Origin of the sequence: Dyella silvatica, from assembly GCF_026283955.1 — a bacterium.
GTDB lineage: Bacteria > Pseudomonadota > Gammaproteobacteria > Xanthomonadales > Rhodanobacteraceae > Dyella_C > Dyella_C silvatica.
In genome coordinates, this window is the sequence record NZ_JAPDPE010000108.1 from 1 (window position 1) to 17,978 (window position 17,978).

The 17,978-nt window shown below is 60.7% G+C and carries 18 protein-coding genes and 1 riboswitch; of the genes, 9 read left to right on the plus strand and 9 right to left on the minus strand.

Going from position 1 to position 17,978, the window contains the following annotated elements; translation table 11 throughout:
• From OUZ52_RS17980 to phnG, 3 genes are all read right to left on the minus strand, one after another.
• Positions 1-956: carbon-phosphorus lyase complex subunit (locus OUZ52_RS17980; protein WP_266159909.1), on the minus strand; the 956-nt coding region annotated here is incomplete at its 3' end.
• Complete coding sequence (phnH, locus tag OUZ52_RS17985) at positions 957-1,535, minus strand: phosphonate C-P lyase system protein PhnH (protein ID WP_266159910.1); 579 nt, start codon at positions 1,533-1,535, stop codon at positions 957-959.
• On the minus strand, positions 1,532-1,978 hold the full coding sequence (gene phnG / locus OUZ52_RS17990; protein ID WP_266159911.1) for a phosphonate C-P lyase system protein PhnG: 447 nt from the start codon (positions 1,976-1,978) through the stop codon (positions 1,532-1,534). Before phnG ends, phnH begins: the two co-directional genes overlap by 4 nt.
• A 148-nt stretch (positions 1,979-2,126) precedes the next feature.
• Between phnG and phnF the strand changes: the two genes are divergently transcribed.
• Genes phnF through phnN form a run of 3 tightly spaced genes read left to right on the plus strand, consistent with a single transcriptional unit; the run spans position 2,127 to position 4,095 of the window.
• Entirely contained in the window at positions 2,127-2,858 is a 732-nt protein-coding gene (phnF, locus tag OUZ52_RS17995) for a phosphonate metabolism transcriptional regulator PhnF (RefSeq protein WP_266159912.1), read from the plus strand.
• Positions 2,858-3,514 carry a DUF1045 domain-containing protein gene (locus OUZ52_RS18000; RefSeq protein WP_266159913.1) on the plus strand — a complete coding sequence of 219 codons (657 nt, stop codon included), beginning with the start codon at positions 2,858-2,860 and terminating at the stop codon, positions 3,512-3,514. Before phnF ends, OUZ52_RS18000 begins: the two co-directional genes overlap by 1 nt.
• Positions 3,511-4,095: a phosphonate metabolism protein/1,5-bisphosphokinase (PRPP-forming) PhnN gene (gene phnN, locus OUZ52_RS18005; protein WP_266159914.1), complete on the plus strand. Its 585-nt coding sequence runs from the start codon at positions 3,511-3,513 to the stop codon at positions 4,093-4,095. Before OUZ52_RS18000 ends, phnN begins: the two co-directional genes overlap by 4 nt.
• A gap of 11 nt (positions 4,096-4,106) precedes the next feature.
• Here phnN and OUZ52_RS18010 read toward each other — a convergent pair whose 3' ends face one another.
• The 5 genes from OUZ52_RS18010 to OUZ52_RS18030 form a co-directional block, all read right to left on the minus strand.
• Positions 4,107-4,604, minus strand: a complete 498-nt coding sequence (locus OUZ52_RS18010) for a hypothetical protein (protein ID WP_266159915.1) — start codon at positions 4,602-4,604, stop codon at positions 4,107-4,109.
• Between the two features lie 142 nt (positions 4,605-4,746).
• Positions 4,747-5,220, minus strand: a complete 474-nt coding sequence (locus tag OUZ52_RS18015; protein ID WP_266159916.1) for a hypothetical protein — start codon at positions 5,218-5,220, stop codon at positions 4,747-4,749.
• Between the two features lie 380 nt (positions 5,221-5,600).
• Positions 5,601-6,749 (minus strand): alpha/beta hydrolase, encoded by a 1,149-nt coding sequence (locus OUZ52_RS18020; protein WP_266159917.1) that lies wholly within the window; start codon positions 6,747-6,749, stop codon positions 5,601-5,603.
• A gap of 105 nt (positions 6,750-6,854) precedes the next feature.
• Positions 6,855-8,183: a DUF5690 family protein gene (locus OUZ52_RS18025; protein WP_266159918.1), complete on the minus strand. Its 1,329-nt coding sequence runs from the start codon at positions 8,181-8,183 to the stop codon at positions 6,855-6,857.
• A gap of 285 nt (positions 8,184-8,468) precedes the next feature.
• Positions 8,469-10,127, minus strand: a complete 1,659-nt coding sequence (locus OUZ52_RS18030) for a M28 family metallopeptidase (RefSeq protein WP_266159925.1) — start codon at positions 10,125-10,127, stop codon at positions 8,469-8,471.
• A 532-nt stretch (positions 10,128-10,659) separates the two neighbouring features.
• Positions 10,660-10,872: riboswitch (cobalamin riboswitch) on the plus strand.
• Between the two features lie 145 nt (positions 10,873-11,017).
• Between OUZ52_RS18030 and OUZ52_RS18035 the strand changes: the two genes are divergently transcribed.
• Genes OUZ52_RS18035 through OUZ52_RS18060 form a run of 6 tightly spaced genes read left to right on the plus strand, consistent with a single transcriptional unit; the run spans position 11,018 to position 17,299 of the window.
• A complete protein-coding gene (locus OUZ52_RS18035; RefSeq protein WP_266159926.1) occupies positions 11,018-12,532 on the plus strand; it encodes a CoA-acylating methylmalonate-semialdehyde dehydrogenase in 1,515 nt (504 codons plus the stop codon).
• A 10-nt stretch (positions 12,533-12,542) separates the two neighbouring features.
• Entirely contained in the window at positions 12,543-13,721 is a 1,179-nt protein-coding gene (locus tag OUZ52_RS18040) for an acyl-CoA dehydrogenase family protein (RefSeq protein ID WP_266159919.1), read from the plus strand.
• The gene (locus tag OUZ52_RS18045) at positions 13,718-14,530 is read left to right on the plus strand and encodes an enoyl-CoA hydratase (RefSeq protein WP_266159920.1); all 813 of its coding nucleotides are present in this window, start codon (positions 13,718-13,720) and stop codon (positions 14,528-14,530) included. The genes OUZ52_RS18040 and OUZ52_RS18045 overlap by 4 nt, the downstream gene beginning before the upstream one ends.
• The gene (locus OUZ52_RS18050) at positions 14,527-15,708 is read left to right on the plus strand and encodes an enoyl-CoA hydratase/isomerase family protein (protein ID WP_266159921.1); all 1,182 of its coding nucleotides are present in this window, start codon (positions 14,527-14,529) and stop codon (positions 15,706-15,708) included. Before OUZ52_RS18045 ends, OUZ52_RS18050 begins: the two co-directional genes overlap by 4 nt.
• Positions 15,705-16,595 (plus strand): 3-hydroxyisobutyrate dehydrogenase, encoded by an 891-nt coding sequence (gene mmsB / locus OUZ52_RS18055; protein WP_266159922.1) that lies wholly within the window; start codon positions 15,705-15,707, stop codon positions 16,593-16,595. Before OUZ52_RS18050 ends, mmsB begins: the two co-directional genes overlap by 4 nt.
• Complete coding sequence (locus OUZ52_RS18060) at positions 16,592-17,299, plus strand: epoxyqueuosine reductase QueH (RefSeq protein WP_266159923.1); 708 nt, start codon at positions 16,592-16,594, stop codon at positions 17,297-17,299. The genes mmsB and OUZ52_RS18060 overlap by 4 nt, the downstream gene beginning before the upstream one ends.
• Before the next feature lie 85 nt (positions 17,300-17,384).
• Here the strand turns inward: OUZ52_RS18060 and OUZ52_RS18065 are convergent.
• Positions 17,385-17,978: hypothetical protein (locus tag OUZ52_RS18065; protein ID WP_266159924.1), on the minus strand; the 594-nt coding region annotated here is incomplete at its 5' end.

Genomic DNA, 17,978 nt, shown 5'->3' on the forward strand with positions numbered 1-17,978 from the left:
ACACTGTCCGAATGCGACAGCACAAACTCCTGATTTTGCGCCGGCGCATACGAGGCTTCACCCAGCTCATCGCAACGCAGGGTGCGATCGACCAAGGCCATCGACATGGCTTTGCGTTCGCCTTCGCCCATGCTCAGGCCATAGCCGCGGGTGAACTGCGGTGGCAGCCCGTTGCCGCCGTGAAACTGGTTAATCATCTGGCACTCGGTAAGGGTGATCGAGCCGATTTCGATGGCAAAGCCGAGTTCTTCCGGGCACACCAGCACATCGACTTCGCCCATGCGGATTTCACCGGCGAATGGATGGCTTTCGGCATAGCCGCGCTGGGTCGAATAAGCCATGCTCAGCAAAAAGCCTTCGTCGCCACGTGCCAGATTCTGCAAGCGGGTGGCGCGGTTGGCGGGAAACATCAGCGGCTCGCGGGTCAGATCGACCGGCTCCGGATCGCTGCCGGGATCGATCCGTTCGATCAAGGCTTCGGCGTCGAGCAGATCCAGTACACGAGGCATCGATGCGGCCAGTGGTTCCTCTGCTTCAACCACGTGGGTGGCCGGCGTCGGGCCAAACTCCAGCAGACGCTGGGTGTAGTCGTAGGTCGGGCCAAGCACCTGCCCGCCGGGGACGTCTTTAAATGTGCCCGAGACGCGCCGGCGCACCCGCATCGCGGTGGTATCCAGTGCCTCGGTATAGCCAAAGCGAGGCAGCGTGGTGCGATAGGCGCGCAACAAAAAAATCGCTTCCAACATGTCGCCGGCGGCCTGGCGGATCGCCAGTGCGGCCAGCTCTTCGTCGTACAGCGAGCCTTCTTGCATCACCCGCGCCAGGCCCAGGCGCAACTGTTGACGGATTTGCGTCAACTCCAGCTCCGGCACGGCGGTATCGCCACGGCGTGCTTCGGCGAGTAATTCCAGCGAACGGGCGATCGCCTGTTCGCCACCTTTCACGGCAACGTACATTCAGCTCTCCAGCTTGCGGGTCGTGCGCGGCAGTGCGGCCACGCGACGTGCGGCGACAAAATACAAATCGATGCCCAGCGGCAGCTGCGCTGCCATCTCGGCACGCTGTTGCCAGAAGCGCTCTGGCAAACCGTCGATGGCTAACTGAGCCGTATCGCGGATGCCGGGGCCGGCAAAGTGCGCGCCGGCATCGGTACGAAACCCTTCAACCTGCACGATCAAGCTGGCAGAGCGATCCGGATAACGCATGTCGCCATGCGCAAAGGTCGCCAGCGGCGGCATGTTTGCCGGGTCGGAGATCAGCGCAAAATCGGCTTCGGCCGGGTTTTCGGCTAGGCGGGTACCGGTGTGAAAGCGCAGATGATGCATCGCCTCGTCATTGGGCTGTTGCAGCCACACCGAGGTCGTGGCGTCGCACAAGGTCAGCAACAACGCCATCGCGGCAGGGGTAATCGGTGCCGGCGACGGTGGTAACAGCGGCAACTCGCGCGGCTGCATCGGGCGAGCCATCGCCTGCAGCATTTCACGGAAGTTGCGCTGGCTGTCGAAAACGGGGTCAGCAAAGGCAGCAAGCATCATTCACCTCTCACCACAGTAAAGAATTCCACCTTGCTCGCCGCGGCCTTGCGGCTGGCGGCATCGCGCCGGGCTTGCAGCGCCTGCCGCAGCGGCTCGAGCACGTGCTGGCTCAGTTGGGGGTGTTGCTCGTTGTCCTGCAAAAGGGCATCGGCATAGGCGGCCAGCTCGGCGTGCCGGCTGTTGCCGCCACGGACCCAGGCATGGCCGACGCGGGTACCGATCTGCACGCTGCAGCGGGTGACGGTGACTTCACCGAGATTGAATTGCGGGCCGGTACCACCGACACGGCCGCGCAACATATACAAGCCAGTCTGTGGCGGTCGCAGCCAGGTGGCATCGGCGGGCAGCGCAAAGGCTTCCATCGCCGTGGCCAACTCGCCAGGTTCGGCTTGCGCCAGCAATGACATCCATTGTTGGCGCGCCAGGTGGGGGGAGGAGTCCATACAGGTTCCTTGGTTTGTCACATTTGTCTAGTTATCTATACAGGGCGGGGCGCAGAGTTGCCCCTTCGAAGACATATTCCAGCAGGCCAGCGTGCCGCTGCCGTGACGGTGAATAGACAGGCGGGTGAACTGGTATGAGGGCCAAGGCATGAGCGAAATAGAACGAGGGCGCGGCATCGCGCTATGGAGCCAGATCGGCGAAATCCTTGCCGATGACATTCTCAAAGGGCGCCTGCGCCAGGGCGACCAACTGCCATCGGCGCAAGAGCTGGCGGCCCGCTTTGATGTTAATCGGCACACCGTGCGCCGCGCGATGGCGGCGCTGGAGCAGCGCAATCTGGTACGCACCGAGCAAGGCCGCGGCACCTTTGTGCAAGAGCAGACGCTGGATTACGCGATCAGCAAGCGCACCCGCTTTACCCAGAACCTGCGCAACCTCAACGTTGAGGCTGATATCGAGTTTCTGGCGGAGTCGCGCGAAATTCCGCCCACCCAGGTAGCCGAAGCGCTGGGGCTGGGACGTAATGAATACGTCTATCGCATCGATACCTTAAGCCATGCCGATGGGCATATCGTCGATCACAGTACGGCTTATTTTCCCGCCGCGCGCTTTCCCGGGCTACCCGAGGTATACCGGCGACTGCAATCAGTGACTCGCACGCTGAGTGAGTTTGGCGTCAATGACTATGTGCGCAAACACACGCGTGTATCAGCGCGTCTGCCCGAAGCGGCGACCGCCAAGCTGATGAAGCAGGCGCCGAACCGGCCGGTGCTGCACGTGCAATCGATCAATGCCGATCCGCGCGGCATGCCGGTGCAGTACGGCATCACGCGTTTTTCCGGCGACTGGGTGCAACTCATACTGATGGCGGACGATTGATGCGCTACGCGGTTTATTACTGTCCGCCATCGGGCAGCGAACTGGATCGCCTCGGCCGCCAATGGCTGGCGACGAGTGTCTTGCCGGGTATCGCCTCGGAGCGGCTGAACGCACTGCTAAGCGATGCGCGACGCTATGGCTGGCATGCCACGATACACGCGCCGTTTGCGCTGGCGGCAGGCGCTAGCTACGAAGATCTACGCCAAGCTGTGCTGGCCGTCGCACAGCGCACGACGAGCTTTGTATTGCCCTTGCAACTGGATCGACTGGCCGGCTTTCTGGCACTGCGGCCGTCGGCGGAACAAGCTGCCGTCGATGCCTTGGCCGCAGCGTGCCTGGATGCGTTAGAGCCCATTCGCGCACCGGTCACCGAGGCGGTTATCCAGCGCCGTGCCGCAGGCCTGGATGCTACCGGGCTCGCGCTACTGCGACGCTATGGCTATCCCTACGTGCTCGATCGCTACCGCTTTCACATGACCCTGTCCGCATCCGCTTCTGCGCATGAGGAACATGTCATGCACGAAGCGTTGGCGCAGCTGATGACATCGCTTTCATCCGTCAACATCGATGCTTTAACCATCTGCCGCGAAGTGTCGCCCGGCGCGGATTTCGAAATGATTGAACGGGTGCCACTACGCATGGGGAAGGCAGCATGAGCGGCGGCCGTTTGTACTACGTGATGGGGCCATCCGGCGCGGGTAAAGACAGCGTGCTGAGCTGGGTACGCGAGCACGGTATTCCGCAGGGTGTGCTTTGCGCGCATCGCTATATCACCCGGCCGGCTCATGCCGGCGGCGAGAACCATGTAGCGCTAAGCGATGCGGAATTCGAGTCGCGTGCCCTGCGTGGTTTATTCGCCCTGACCTGGCAGGCACATGGCCTGCACTACGGTATCGGTCGCGAAATCGAGCATTGGCTGCATCGCGGCGCCGATGTCTTGGTCAACGGATCGCGCGATGCCTACGAGCAAGCTCGTGAGCGTTTTCCCGCATTGCAGCCGGTCTTGATCACCGCCAGCCGCGAGGCGATTGCCGCACGCCTGGCCGCGCGTGGCCGCGAAAGCGCCGCCGATATCGCCGCGCGATTGGCCCGCAGCGATGCCTATGAAGCGCCTCAGGATGCCCTGGTCATCCACAACGATGGCAGCCTGGCCGAAGCAGGAGCTGCCCTGCTGGATGCGATATGGCAGCGAAGCCACAGTGCGGACAGCCCCATTCGAAGCAAGAAACAGCACTGACGCCAGCACGGCTAAGGATGTGCTGCGTCGATCAGCAAAAGTTTGCGGTCTTTCAGCACGACCTGCTTGGTTTTGGCCGGTACATCGTCGGCTGACATCAAGTCGAAGCTGGCGATGACCGGAGCCACGCCGGCTTTTACGGCGAGCCGTGGGTTGTCGCTTTGATCCGATGCGAGATTGATATTTTTCAGGCAACTTTGAATCAGCAGGCGATCGAGTAAACGCAGCGAGCGGTCCTGCTTTTCGACGAGCAGCATGTAGTCCTCGTGACCGGCGCCGCAGTAACCCTGGCCAGCGGCCTCCGGCACCGAGGGGACTCTGACAAAGATCACCGAGTCTTTTCCGCTGCTCGGTGCCGGGAATGCATCGAGCGTGAAAAACTCATCGGACTGCCTGATCTGCGAGATGATTTTCGGATCAAGCTTGACCGTGCCGTGCGCGTCTTTGGCCTGCACTTTGCCTAGGGCTGCGCACAGCTCGTCATTGCCGGTGCTCGAATTCAGCTTCACGCAATCGGCGTTTGCGCTGCACGCGAGCAGCATGAGAAGGGCGAAGCTGCTTGATTTGAAGTTGATTCGCATAACGTCCTGTGCATGCTCTATGCGTGGTCTATGAGCCCCTGGAGGCGCTGAGTCATGGGCCATAGAAGGGTCAGGAGCCTCGTGGCAACGGCCCTTGATATTGCGGCAGTAGCCCGTCCACTTTCATGTTCGGCTTGATCGCGGTGACTTGGCCGACCAGCGCCAGTATCAGTGCGGAGTTGCTGTCGCCGATAGTATCGGTGTTGAAAAAGTTGGCGTCATTCCATGAGCGCCCACGCGATGGAGCAAGCTCCATCAACAAGCCGTCATTATGATATCCACACAGTCGCCTTATCGAGATGACCTCGCTTGCCTTGAACTCACGCCACCGTTGATGACTGTACAGATTGGCAAATTTGATGGATCCGTGAACGGTGTCGATTTCCACTCGTTGCACGCCCATATAGCTGCATAAAAATAGTACGAAGGCGAACATGCCGGCCGCGGCAGACGCGGCAAATTGCCAGCTCATCGGTGCTTTGCCGTGATCTGCGTGACTCATGAAATAGAAGGGGATGACCATGGTGGCCGTGAAGCTGGACATCAGCCAGGCCGTTCTGATGCCGCGGGTAAATCGAGTGACGCCTATTTGAGTTGCATGCCGCACTGAAGCCACGTGGTATATGCCTGTCGTCCATGGGTGGGCAACCTTAGCGTATCGCCTGGCTGCCTTTTAGCCAAAGCGGCTCAACTCGCGTTGAACATGCCTGTTCATCGCAGCAAAAGGTCATCGTCTCGTCGGCGCGGGCTAAGCAGTCCGGTGTGAGGTCAGTGGGTGTTTTGATGGCTTTATCCGATGAGCTGTCGCATCGTGACCTCGATAGGTTGTCTGACATCGCTGTTTTCGCGGCGCTGCCAGGCATTCAGATCAGCATCCGTGGCTGCTGGCGCGGCAACTACATGGTGCCGGTCAACACCTCGATGTCATGGCTTGGCATCGTGGGTCAACGGCAACACATCCTGTACCAGGCTGAGAAAGAACTTGCCGGATTCTTCTTCAAACAAGATGTGTGAGGAGTCTTCGAACCAGATCATTTTCTTCTGCGGCGCCTTCAGCGTGGCAAACCAGCGGCTGGCTAGTGTGGCCGATACGATGAGGTCGTGACGGCCATGAAAAAGTATTACCGGGCAGTCAAAGTGGGTGGTATCGGTAAAGTCGACTTTCATCATCTCCGCCCATAGCAAGGGAATGCTGAACTCACTGCCGGCATCACGGGCTTGGAGATCTTTGGCGTCGTAATCGGGGCTGATCGACATCAACTGCGGATCATGACCGGCTTTCTCGCCATGAAAATAGCCGCCGTAGCGAGACATCCATTGGCGGTCGACACTGAGCTTGGCAAACGCCGCCTTGACCGCTTCCGGGTTGCTGGCGAGCTGCGGGTCGGGGTAGGGCGCAATGCTTTCCAGGGCTTTCACCGCTTCGGCATTGTTATCGCGCCGCGCCGCATCCAGGGTGGCCTGATAACCCATCGCCTCGCTTTGCTGCATGTTCACCACTTGGCCTGCGCCGACATAGGCATAAAACCAATCCGGGTGGCGTTGTGCCAGCTTCACCCCAAGAATGCTGCCCCATGAGTGGCCGACCAGGACGATTTTCTGTTTGTGATAGGTCTTGCGCAGCCAGGTCACCAGCGCTTCGGCATCGGCCAGCATGCGCTCGTCGCTCATCGTCGGCGCCACCTTGTCGGGATCATTCGCGCGATAGGTTTTTCCAGCGCCACGCTGATCCCATTGCACCACCGTGAAGTACTCCTCCCACGGAGCGGCATAGCTGTAACTGGCCGGCATCGATGTCAGCGAAGGGCCGCCGTGAAGAAACAGCAAGATCGGATTATCGCGATGCCGGCCGCGAACCGAGATCGCTTGCGCGATACCGCCAAGCTCCACCGTCGTCATGCTCTGGATGCCATCAAGGGTGACGATTTTGCGTGCATTGCGCAGAATCGTCGCGGCGTCGGGCGAGGGGGTGGCCGCTGGCTGGGCCGGTGTGTCGGCATATGCCGCACCGCTCAGCGTAAGCAGCGTCGCGGCAAGGCAGATCAAACCGCGGCGAAATCTATCAATAGACATGACATCCCCTTGTGCAATGGACTGCTAGGCAGTGGGGCAGCGCGGGGCGCGTACATGTCGGTGTGGCGCTGGCACGGCTGCCAGCGCGCATCATGCCATTGGGTTTTAGCGACGAACCGTGCCAGTCGCCATGGAGTGAGCCGGCTCAGCCAGGTAGGCAAGGGATACGCTGGCCTGGCGTGCCTTGGTCTTGAAGTAGACCGCCGAAATCAGGGTGATCAACATGCCGATGCTCGACAAGGTGACCACGGTATTGGCGTAAAAGACCGCCCAAGACAAATGCATGCCGCCAAATTCTTTCAGCAGAATCACCGCGACGCTGCCCAGATAGCCGCTTGAATCGGCGATATACATCACAAAGCCCACATTGCCTGCGACCCGAAAGGTTGCCAGCATGCGTTCGAAGAACGTGGAGTTATAAGGCACGTAAGCCAGGTACAGGCCAAAGCCGCTACCGCCGATCCAGCCCAGCGGGTCGAGATGGCCGATGCTGTGCAACCAGGTCGCCAGCACTGCGATGGCGAAACCGCTAAAGATCAGCAAGTGATTAAGCATCAGCGCCTTGAGATTGTCGCGTACCACCATGGTGCTGGCGGTAATCAACAACACGGCGATAGCGATCGGCACTTCGGTGGCGGTAAATACCGAGGCATCGCCACCGCGGCCAAGGTCGGTCCAGATCTCGGCGGCGAAGTTGTCGCGAAAATCGCGTGCCACCGTCAAGGCTACGTAGGCGATCACAATCATCGCCACGCCGGGGAGAAAGCGCAGCAGAAAGGCCCGCCGGCTGCTTGCATCCATCGGCACCCGCGCACTGCGCGCGGCAATGTCGGCGGCGCTGGGCGCAGGCAGGCTTTCCAGCATCCATACCGACAGACACAGTGGCGGTATAAACAGCAGCGCGGTGACGAAGGGCATCCAGAATTCACTGACCCCATGGCTGACCATCAGCCACATACCGATCGACTTCACCACGCCTGAGGCGACGATAAAACTGGCGCACATACAGGCGGCCATCAGCTCGGTGCCGCGGCGACCTTCCAGATAGCCAAAAATGACCCCCCAGACCATGCCTAGCGGCAAGCCGTTAAGAAACAGGAAGACGATATTCCACGGCGCGGGTAACAAGGCAAAGCCAAGCAGGGCCGCCCAGGCAAAGCCGATCAGTCCGGCCAGGGCGCGAGCGCGGCTTTGCCGCTGCATTTCGGCGATCCAGGTAATGCCACGGAACTTGCTCAGCATGTAGCCGAGCACCTGGGCGATCACCAGCCATACTTTGTAATCGACCCCGGCAAAATGCAGCCCTTCGAACGAGGCGGCGGTAAACGGTTTGCGAAACGCGTACATCGAGGCGTAGGCCAGAAAGGCCGCACTGCCCGCCAACAAATGGGCGACCAGTGGATGTCGATCTTTGCCGAAAAACCATGAAGCCATGCGCACGCAAGCAGTCCTACCGAAGAGTGCCTGCCAGCGTGGCGGCCACAGGTTACAGTGCTGTGGCGATGTCTAGGCGGGTGCCTGGGCGTGTCAGTGAAGATGAATCGATAAGCCGCAAAGGGCGTTTTTGTTCAGGCAGACCGTCTTATGGCCGTCGCAAGTTCCTGTGCGCAGGTGTCTTCGTGCCTTGGCATGTTGTCAGTGCTGATACGACACGCGCTGGGTACACGCACGAGAAAACGGCCTGCATAGGCAGGCCGTCATGAGCTTTATCGCAGATGCCTACTTGCGCTCGGCGGCACTGGCGTCGCGCGCCGCACGGAACTCGGAATCCTTGCTCCAGTTCGGCCAGCTATCCGAGTTGGCCAGGTCGCTACCCAGCGTGTAGAGAATTTGCAGATCGCGTGCCATGCCGGTGAAGGCCCAGCTGGCCTGCCATTCGTCGGAGGGCTGGTGGTAATGATTGGCGGTGTATTCGTCCTCCGAGGCTTTGCCCGCGGCGGTGCCGCCATCTTCCCAGTCATTGCCAGAGCCGAACGAAATCGCCGGTACGCCGCGCTTGGCGAAGGGGAAATGATCGGAGCGGAAGAAGTGTCCGGCTTCGGGTTTAGGATCGGGGCTGTAGGTCAAATTCCATTTCTTCGCGGTGGCGGTCAGCTGATCGAGCAGGTCGAGCTTGGCGCTGCCGGAGATGGTGAAGTTGCGCGCGGGGCCATGCGGATCGAGTGCATCCATATTGAGCACGCCCACGGTTTTACCCAACGCATAAAGCGGCTTGGAGGCGTAATACTCCGAGCCGAGCAAGCCTTTTTCTTCGGCGGTGACATTGAGGAACACGATGGAGCGTTCCGGTCGTGGCGCCTTGGCGAAAGCGCGAGCCAGCTCGATCAGTGCCGCCGTGCCGGTGCCGTTATCCACGGCGCCGTTATAAATGCGATCGCCTTTGGCATCCGGTTCGCCGACGCCCAGGTGATCCCAGTGTGCGCTATAGATCACGGTCTCGTCGGGGCGTTTGCTGCCTTCGAGGCGGCCGACGATGTTGTGCGAGGTGATGACGCCCGCATCCACGCTGTACTTGGCCGAGAAACTTTCGCCAGTCAGCGTCACCGGCTTGAATTCGCGGGTCTGTGCCTGCTTTTTCAACGCATCGAAATCCAGGCCGGCATGCTTGAACAGCTCCACGGCGAGATCGCGTTGAATCCAGCCTTCCAGCTGTGGGTGCACCGCAGACGGATGATCGCGGACCACGTCGAACATGGTGTTGGTATTGGAGTTCTTTACCGTGGCCCAGCCATACGATGCTGGCTCGGTTTCATGCACAATCAGCATGCCCACCGCGCCACGCCGGGCGGCTTCCTCGAATTTGTAGGTCCAGCGGCCGTAATACGTCATCGCCTTGCCGCCGAAATCGCCGACGCCGGTTTCGAAATCCGGATCGTTGATCAACACCACCGCGATCTTGCCGTGCAGATCGACGCCCTTGAAATCGTCCCACTGACGCTCCGGCGCGGTCACGCCATAGCCGACGAAAACCAGTGGTGCATTGGCGATAGCGACACCCTTGGAGCCATTCAACGGTGCGCGTACGGCGATCTCATTGCCCTGGGTCAAGCTGCGGTTCTTGCCGTCGATCTTCAGCGTAAGCACGGGGGTGCCGACAATCTCCGCGCGCAACAGCGGCACGGCCTGAGTCCATGCGCGCTTGCCGTTCTTCAAGTCGCCACCCGGCTGCAGGCCAGCGGCTTTCAATTGCCCAACCACGTAATCGACGGTCTTCGTCTCGCCTTCCGTTGCCGGGCCACGGCCTTCAAAAGCATCGGATGACAGTGTCTTCACATCGGCTGACAGTCGTGTCGGATCGAATGTCGGCGCATCGACTGCCTGTACGGCAGTAGCGATGGAGAGGGCGAGCGTAGAGAAAGCAAGCGTAGAAAGAACCAATCGTTTCACGGGCAGTTACCGGTGGGGGATCTGCGCCGATAGTAGATAGCCGCGGTGCCTTGGGTCCAGCGCCGTTGTTACACGAGGATGACCGGCGATGGCCAAGCATGCGCTTAGTCGGTCAACGCCAAGCGCCATGTGCAGGTCACGTCAAAAATTTGTCACCGATATTTCATGGTGCGGTTGAGTGCGCTGGATCGCTTGAGTGGCGCCATCGCCAATCGGCGGTATTTTTCGGAGTCGTCTGAATGGCAGGCTTGAATTCACTGCCTATGCTCGGTGTGTCCAGTCATACGCGGCCCCGCGCACTGGACGATGAAGGAGAAGGACCGCCCAGGGACGGGCATCTTTGCCGCTCTGGGCAATCCTCCGTGACATCACACTCGGCCTTGTAAGACCGTTGCTTTCCAAGGGAAGCAACGGGCCCGGCGGTGGCCTAAGAGCCTGTTCACGATGTCTCCATACGCGAGCGTAGCCGCGAGGCTGTGCACACTCTGCTGCGCCGGACCTTGTCCACCTATGCCACCGGACCTACACTGCGCGAGCCACAGGTGTCCTGCCGCCGTTGGGTGCGCAGGGTGAAACGGGAAGTCGGTGCGGATCCATTGGGTCCTATGCCGACGCTGCCCCCGCAACGGTAGGCGAGAAAACCCGACGAGGACCACTGCGATAAGCGGGAAGGTGTCGGGGTGATGCATGCGCATCGCTCGCAAGCCCGGAGACCGGCCCGTGGCGGGCATCTTTGCGATGCCCTTACTCGGGCGTTGCGGCGGGCAACCAGGCGAGCTGATTCGATGCCGCTGCTGGTTGCCTCGACTCGACTTGTCTCTATGTTCCGCAGCTCCCGTTCCGCGGGTTGGCGAGTGTACGGAGCAATAAACATGAACGAGATGAGCCGGGCAGTTACTGAAGTCGCCACTGTCAAACTCCTGATCGATGGCAAGTTCGTCGAATCCAGATCGACGCAATGGCGTGATGTGGTCAATCCGGCAACTCAGGTGGTGCTGGCGCGTGTGCCCATGGCCACACGCGACGAGGTCGACGCGGCCGTAGCTGCGGCGCAAGCAGCGTTTAAGAGCTGGCGCAAGACGCCGATCGGCACGCGTGCGCGGATTTTTCTCAAATACCAGCAGCTGATTCGCGAGCACATGGCCGAATTGGCAGCGCTGCTGACGGCGGAGCAGGGCAAGACTCTGCCTGATGCCGAAGGCGATGTCTTCCGTGGGCTGGAGGTGGTCGAGCACGCCGCCTCCATCGGTAATCTGCAGCTGGGCGAACTGGCCAACAATGTCGCCAGCGGTGTCGATACCTATACCTTGCTGCAACCGTTGGGCGTTTGCGCCGGCATCACCCCTTTCAATTTCCCGGCGATGATTCCGCTGTGGATGTTTCCGATGGCGATCGCTACCGGCAATACCTTCGTGCTCAAGCCCTCCGAGCAAGACCCGATGGTGACCATGCGTTTGGTCGAGCTCGCGCTTGAGGCCGGCGTGCCCAAGGGCGTGCTCAACGTGGTGCATGGCGGCGAAGAAGTGGTCAATGCCCTCTGCGATCACCCCGATATCAAGGCGCTGTCTTTCGTCGGTTCGACCAAGGTCGGTACCCACGTCTATCACCGCGCCAGCCTTGCCGGTAAGCGCGTGCAATGCATGATGGGGGCAAAAAATCATGCGGTGGTGCTGGCCGACGCCAACAAGGAACAAACCCTCAATGCCTTGGCCGGTGCCGCCTTTGGCGCAGCCGGACAGCGCTGCATGGCGGCTTCGACGCTGGTGCTGGTCGGCGAGGCGCAAGCGTGGATTCCCGAGCTGGTGGCCAAGGCAAAGACGCTATGCGTCAATGCCGGGCATGAGCCAGGCACCGATGTCGGGCCGCTGATTTCCTGCGCGGCACGCGAGCGCGTCGAAGGGTATATCGAGTCTGGCGTGCAGCAAGGTGCAACCCTTGAGCTCGATGGCCGCAAGCCGCATGTGGCCGGTTATGAAAACGGCAATTTCGTCGGACCGACGATTTTCTCCGGCGTCAAACCCGGCATGCGTATTTACGATGAAGAAATCTTCGGCCCGGTGCTGGTGATCTTGAGTGCCGATTCGCTGGATGACGCGATCGCTTTGATCAACGCCAATCCCAACGGCAATGGCACCGCGATCTTCACGCAGTCGGGTGCTGCCGCGCGACGTTTCCAGGATGACATCGACGTGGGCCAGGTTGGTATCAATCTGCCGATTCCGGTGCCGGTGCCGCTGTTCTCGTTCACCGGCTCGCGCGCATCAAAGCTCGGCGATCTGGGGCCGTACGGCAAGCAGGTCGTGCTGTTCTATACCCAGACCAAGACGGTGACCCAGCGCTGGTTCGATGACGACACGTTACATGTCGGCGTGAACACCACCATCAGCTTGAAGTGAGGTGATGGCCATGGACATGCATGCAACGACAGCGCCGCCATCGGGGCTGAGCGAAGAGCAGCTGGCGTTTCGCGAGGCAGCGCGTGATTTCGCCCTGGCCGAGCTGGCGCCGCACGCCGCCCGCTGGGACGCCGAGGCCGAGTTTCCGCGCGAGACTATTGCCAAAGCCGGCGAGCTCGGCTTTTGCGGCCTTTATATCAATGAGTCCGCCGGTGGCTCGGGCCTGGGGCGGCTCGATGCGGCGGTGGTGTTCGAGGAGCTGGCCGCCATCGATCCGTCGACCGCGGCGTTTATCAGCATCCACAATATGGCCACCTGGATGCTGACCGCGCACGCCCAACCGGCCTTATGCGAGGCGTGGGGGCCGGCCCTGGCCAGCGGCGCAAAACTTACCTCGTACTGCCTGACCGAACCGGGCGCAGGCTCGGACGCCGCATCGCTGCGGACGCGTGCCGTTCGCGACGGTGACACGTGGGTGCTCAACGGCAGCAAGGCCTTTATCTCGGGGGCAGGGGTCACCGATATGCTGGTGGTGATGGCGCGCAGCGGTGACGAAGGCGCACGCGGCATTAGTGCCTTCGCGGTTCCTGCGGATCTACCCGGCATCACTTACGGCCGCAAAGAAGAGAAGCTCGGCTGGAATAGCCAGCCTACCCGTGGCATCACCTTTGAAGATGTACGGGTGCCGGCGGGACATCTACTGGGTAGCGAGGGCGAGGGTTTCAAAATCGCCATGAAAGGCCTGGATGGCGGCCGCATCAATATTGCGGCCTGTTCGCTGGGTGCGGCACAAGGCGCGCTGGATGCGGCACGTCATTACATGGGTGAGCGGCAGCAGTTCGGCAAGAAGCTGGCGGAGTTCCAGGCCTTGCAATTCAAGCTGGCCGATATGGCCACGCAATTGGTCGCGGCCCGGCAGATGGTGCATACCGCCGCGCACAAGCTCGACACACGCAGCAGCGATGCCACAGTCTGGTGCGCCATGGCCAAGCGCTTTGCCACCGATGCGGGGTTTGCGATCTGCAACGAGGCGCTGCAAATTCACGGTGGTTATGGCTATGTCCGCGAGTACCCGATCGAGCGTTTGCTGCGCGATTGCCGGGTACATCAAATTCTCGAAGGCACCAACGAAATCATGCGCGTGATCATTGCGCGTCACCTGCTCAAAACCGAAGAGGAGTTGCGATGAGTTCGCAACAGAACACACTCATTAAAAGCACGTCCTACACCAACCTGCAGCTGCAGATCGATGGCCATGTCGCCATCGTCACCATCGCCAATCCGCCAGCCAACACCTGGACTCGCGACAGCCTTGCCGCCATGCGCGACCTGATCGCCGATTTGAATGCGAATCGGGACGTCTACGCGCTGGTCGTTAGCGGCGAGGGGGAGAAGTTTTTCTCCGCTGGTGCCGATCTCAAACAGTTTGCCGATGGCGACAAGGCGCTGGCGCGCGAAGCGGCACGTCGTTTTGGCGAAGCCTTCGAGGCGCTGAGCGCATTTCGTGGCGTCAGCATAGCGGCAATCAATGGCTATGCCATGGGCGGTGGCCTGGAGTGTGCACTGGCGTGCGACCTGCGCAGTGCCGAAGAGCAGGCGCAACTGGCCTTGCCGGAAGCCAGTGTGGGCTTGCTGCCGTGTGCCGGTGGCACGCAGAACTTGCAACGTCTGGTGGGTGAGGGTTGGGCCAAGCGGATGATTCTGCTGGGTGAGCGGGTGGATGCCGCGACCGCGTTGCGCATCGGCCTGGTCGAAGAAGTCGTCGCCAAGGGCGAAGCGAAAAAACTGGCTATCGAATGGGCGCGGAAAGCTGAAAAGCAGAGCCCGACCAGCGTCGCGGCCTGCAAGCGACTGGTACAGGCAACGCGCTCACAAAGTCACGCTACGGCATTGGTAAGCGAGCGCGAGGCCTTCGTCGATCTGTTCGATAGCGCTGATCAGGCCGAAGGGGTGCTGGCCTTTCTCGAAAAACGTACGCCGCAATGGAAGAACGCATGAACAGCGTAGCCAGCGAAGCCACGACCGAAGCACCGGTGTTGTTTGAAGAACGCATCGCGGCGAACGGTTTGCGTCTCGGTATCGCCACACTCAATGCGCCGAAGACCTTGAATGGCCTGTCGCTGGATATGGCACGCCTGCTTGACGCCAGGCTCGACGCGTGGGCAGCCGATGAGGCGATAGCCGTGGTCGTGTTGCAGGGTGCTGGCGAGAAGGCATTTTGCGCCGGTGGCGACCTGCAGGGCCTTTATCGCAGCATGCTCGACTATCGCGCCAACGGCGGCAGCGATATTCGCGACAACGCCTATGCGCGCGATTTCTTCGCTATCGAGTATCGTCTCGACTACCGCATTCACACGTATCCCAAGCCCGTGCTGTGCTGGGGCCATGGCATTGTCATGGGCGGTGGTATCGGCCTGATGGCCGGGGCCAGTCATCGCGTGGTCACTGAGCGCTCCAGGCTGGCGATGCCGGAAATTACCGTAGGCCTGTATCCCGATGTCGGCGGTAGTTGGCTGCTGAATAAGGTGCCCGATCACGCTGGGTTATTCCTGGCCTTGACCGGGGCGCCATTGAGCGCCGGCGACGCCATCTATGCCGGCCTTGCCGATCACTACCTGCCCGACGCGCAGCGCCAGGCGGTGTATTCGGCGCTGTTGCAGGTTGCCTGGTCTGCTGATGCCACGCATAACCACGAATGCCTATCCACGCTCTTGGCCTTGCACGCCGATGTCCCTTCACCGGGCCCGTTGCAGGCGCATCGCGAGCTGCTGGCACAGGTCTGCGCACATAACGATCTTGACGCGGTGGTAGCGGCGATTCTCACCCACGACAGCGACGATACCTGGCTGTCGAATGCGCGGCAGACGCTGGCCTCGGGCGCGCCAGGATCGGCCCGGCTGGCGTTTGAATTACAGCGTCGCGCAGCATCGCTGTCGCTGGCCGATACGTTTCTCCTTGAATATCTGGTCTCGCTTCACTGCGCCGCACACGGCGATTTCGCCGAGGGCATCCGTGCGTTGCTGATCGACAAAGACCGCCAACCGCACTGGCGCCCGGCGACGTTGGCAGAAGCCACCTCGGCATGGGCGGACACCTTCTTCGTCGCGCCGTGGGCGCATGGTCAACATCCACTGGCTGATCTCGGTAGCGACAGTCACACGAGGACATCTGCATGAGCCGCATCGCTTTTATCGGGCTAGGCAATATGGGCGGCCCGATGGCCATCAATCTGGCCAAGGCAGGGCATGCCTTGCGTGTGTTCGACCTCAATCAGGACGCGGTGAATACAGCGGTCGCAGCGGGTGCTGTCGCCGCCATGGATGCTGCCACGGCGGTCGCCGATGCCGAGATCGTCATCTCGATGTTGCCGGCCAGCCGCCACGTTGAAGGTCTTTATCTCGGCAATGCCGGTTTGCTGGCGAGTATTGCCGACGGCGCCTTGGTCATCGATTGCAGCACCATTGCCCCGGCCACGGCCAAGCGCGTCTGCGAAGCTGCCGCCGCACGCGGTTTGCAGATGCTCGATGCACCTGTTTCCGGTGGCACCGCCGGCGCAGCTGCGGGCACGCTGACCTTCATCGTCGGTGGTGAGGCCTTAGCCTTGGAGCGTGCACGGCCGGTCTTGCAAAACATGGGCAAGAACATTTTCCATGTCGGCGGCAGCGGTGCCGGCCAAGTCGCCAAACTGTGCAACAACATGGCGCTGGGCGTGATCATGGCGGTCACCGGAGAGGCGTTGTCGCTGGGCGTTGCGCATGGACTCGATCCATCGGTGCTGTCGCAGATGATGGCCGTCAGCACCGGCCGCAGCTGGGCTACCGAGGTCTGCAATCCGTGGCCCGGCGTGCTGGAGCATGCACCCGCATCGCGCGGTTATAGCGGTGGCTTCGGCAACGATTTGATGCTGAAAGACCTGGGCCTCGCCGCAGAAGCCGCTATGGGCGTAGGCGCGTCGATTCCACTCGGCGAACTGGCGCGCAATCTCTACGCGATGAATAGCCATGCCGGTCATGGCGGCCTGGATTTCTCCAGCGTGATCAAGCTGGTGGCCAAGGACTTATGAGCGAGGTCGTGCGCGAGCAGCTGCTGCTGCCGAACGGTGGTGATCGACTGCTGCTGCACTCGTGCTGTGCGCCGTGCTCCGGTGAGGTGATGGAGGCGTTTGTCGCCTCCGGCATCGATTACGCGGTTTTCTTCTATAACCCGAACATTCATCCGATTAAGGAATACGAGCTGCGCAAAGAGGAAAATATCCGCTTTGCGCAAAAACACGGCGTTCCCTTTATCGACGCCGACTACGACACGGATAACTGGTTCGCCCGCGCCAAAGGCATGGAGAACGAACCCGAGCGCGGTATCCGTTGCACTATGTGCTTCGACATGCGCTTCGAACGCGCGGCGTTGTACGCGCATGAACACGGCTACCCGGTGATGACCAGTTCGCTAGGCATCTCGCGCTGGAAAAACATGGCGCAGATCAATGACAGCGGCGCTCGCGCGGTGGCGCCGTATGAAGGGCTGGTCTATTGGGACTACAACTGGCGCAAAGGCGACGGTTCGCAGCGCATGATCGAGATCAGCAAGCGCGAGCATTTTTATCAGCAGGAATATTGCGGCTGCGTCTATTCGTTGCGCGACACCAACCGGCATCGCCGCGATAGCGGGCGGGAACGGGTCAAGATCGGTTTGAAGTATTATGGCGACGATCAGGAGGCCGTCGCGAGGCCGTTTGATCGCGCTCTTGATGCTCATGAGTTTGAACTTTGAAGCATTGAGCCACCTGGTGGCTCAATGCTTGATGGGATCAATGCAAAGTGATATCGCTCCGGGGCCGTTTTACCCCAGGCAAGGGTTAGTCAAACCAGATCAACGGCAGATCCTTGGTTGTAGCCAAGTGCATAAAGCTCCCAGTAGCCCGGCCGTAAAGCACCACGTGATGGGTTCCTGGCGATAGCGCATTCGCGCCGGTAGCCAAGTAGCTCGCACCAAGCGTCCTGGTGCTCACTGCGTCGGGGTACGCCAAGTCTTGGACGCCTACCGCCCCGTGTGTTACTCCGTCGATGCTCAAGAATAGAGAGCTCTGTCCCCCTTGATCGGCCGGATCGCCCTGAATACGGGTTTTGCCAGTGATCAGTACAACTCCGTTGTGGCCTTGTGGAATAACGATATCCGCTTCGGCAAGAACCGTATTGGTACCCATGGCCGGGCAGCCGCTCCAATTGATATTGGATGCGATGCACAGATAGTTTGCCTCGTTATGCGGGTCGGATGCCTGCGGTGCGGAACCTACAACCGTCATGCCTCCTTGGAGGGTAATAACTCGTGAGTCGCTACCCATCCGGTACTGAACCGTGTTGTTCTGCCCAACGTAGGGGATCGCACTGGTAAGCAGCGAAATAGTGTGTGGGGCGTTCGACAGCCCAGATACCAGCGCATGAGTGAAGAA